General features: G+C 66.2%; 1 protein-coding gene. It reads left to right on the forward strand.

The window, feature by feature from the left end; translation table 11 throughout:
• Nucleotides 1-55: 55 nt before the first annotated feature.
• Nucleotides 56-1741 (forward strand): ISAzo13 family transposase, encoded by a 1686-nt coding sequence (locus JK364_RS54185; RefSeq protein ID WP_201858842.1) that lies wholly within the window; start codon nt 56-58, stop codon nt 1739-1741.
• Nucleotides 1742-1761: the final 20 nt, after the last annotated feature.

The following is a 1761-nucleotide window of genomic DNA, read 5'->3' on the forward strand; positions in this document are numbered from 1 at the left end:
AGGGCTCGCAGAGAATCAAGGTGTTGCTTCGCGTGATGCGGCTCGTTGTTGTGATATGAGCGTCTCCGATGAGGTCCGTGGTCAACTCGTGGTCAAGTTCGGGGTGTTGTTCCCGCATCTGGACGAGCGGCAGCGGCGGTTGATGATGGGGGCCGAGGCGCGAATTCTGGGGCACGGCGGTATCCGGGCGGTCGCGCGGGCGGCCCAGGTCAGCGAGACGACGGTCCGTAAGGGTGTGGACGAGTTGGAAGCCGGCGAGGAGCCTCTGGGCCGGATACGCAGGTCCGGTGGTGGCAGGAAGAAGGCGGTGGACCTTGATCGGGGTCTGCGGCCCGCGCTGCTGGCACTGGTGGAACCTGACGAGCGGGGCGATCCGATGTCGCCGCTGCGTTGGACGGTGAAGTCGACCAGGAATCTCGCGGCCGAGCTCACCCGTCAGGGGCACAGGGTGAGCGCGGACACGGTCGGGGACCTGCTGCGTGAGGAGGGCTTCAGCCTGCAGGCCGGCGCCAAGACCATCGAGGGCAAGCAGCACCCCGACCGTGACGCCCAGTTCCGCTACATCAACGAGCGAGCCAGACAGCACATGGACGCCCGACAGCCGGTGATCAGCGTGGATGCGAAGAAGAAGGAACTCGTCGGCGACTACAAGAACGCCGGTCACCAGTGGCGGCCGGTCGGTGAGCCGGTACTGGTCAAGACGCACGATTTCCTGGACCGGCAGGGACCGGGCAAGGCGATCCCGTACGGGATCTACGACATCGCCGCGAACACCGGCTGGGTCAGTGTCGGCACTGATCACGACACCGCCGCGTTCGCTGTCGCCTCCATTCGCCGTTGGTGGCAGGCCCGGGGGCGGCATGACTATCCGGCCGCCGGCCGTCTGCTGATCACCGCGGACGCCGGCGGCTCCAACGGCTACCGCACCCGCGCCTGGAAGATGGAACTCGCAGCCCTGGCCACCGAGACGGGTTTGGACATTACGGTCTGCCACATGCCGCCGGGCACCTCGAAATGGAACAAGATCGAGCACCGGCTGTTCTCCCACATCTCCATGAACTGGCGCGGCCGCCCGCTGACCAGCCACGACGTCATCGTGGACAGCATCGCGGCGACTACGACCCGCACCGGGCTGAAAGTCCACGCCGAACTCGACCCGGGCACCTACGACACCGGTATCAAGGTCACCGACAGCGACATCGACGCCCTGCCCATACACCGGCATCCCTTCCACGGCGACTGGAACTACACCCTCCGCCCTCAAGCTCGCGACACCGCCAGCGCACCCGAGAACCCGCGTTCAGCCAGCTGCCGGTCCCCGCAGCCCTGCACCAGGTGTCTGCGCAACCCGGAGCTGACCGGCATACCCGAACCGGCACTGAACGAACTCGTCAACCAACTCGCCCCGAAACTGCACGAGTTACGTGAGCAAGGACGGCTCCAGCAGCGAGGAGGCGAGCGCATCCGCGCTCGCGGCGCAGGAGCCAAGGACAAGCTGACCACCGCCGACAGAGTCCTGGCCACCGTGCTCTACCTGCGCAAGCTCGGCACCCGAGACCTGCTCGCCCAGCTCTTCGGAGTCAACGGCAGCACCCTCACCAGGGCCGTTCGCCAAGTTCAGCCCCTCCTGGCCGAGAACGGCTACATCATCCCACCCTCGACAGCCAGGTTCCGGACGCCCGCTGACGTCACGGCGTTCCTCGCGAACAGCAGTCCCACGGAGATCAAATCAGCATGTTGATTCTCTGCGAGCCCTTAGGC

The organism is Streptomyces endocoffeicus (genome assembly GCF_016741935.1).
Taxonomy (GTDB): domain Bacteria; phylum Actinomycetota; class Actinomycetes; order Streptomycetales; family Streptomycetaceae; genus Streptomyces; species Streptomyces endocoffeicus.

Coding starts and splice junctions, on each gene's coding strand:
- JK364_RS54185 (WP_201858842.1), top strand. CDS start 56: ATGAGCGTCTCCGATGAGGTCCGTGGTCAACTCGTGGTCAAGTTCGGG.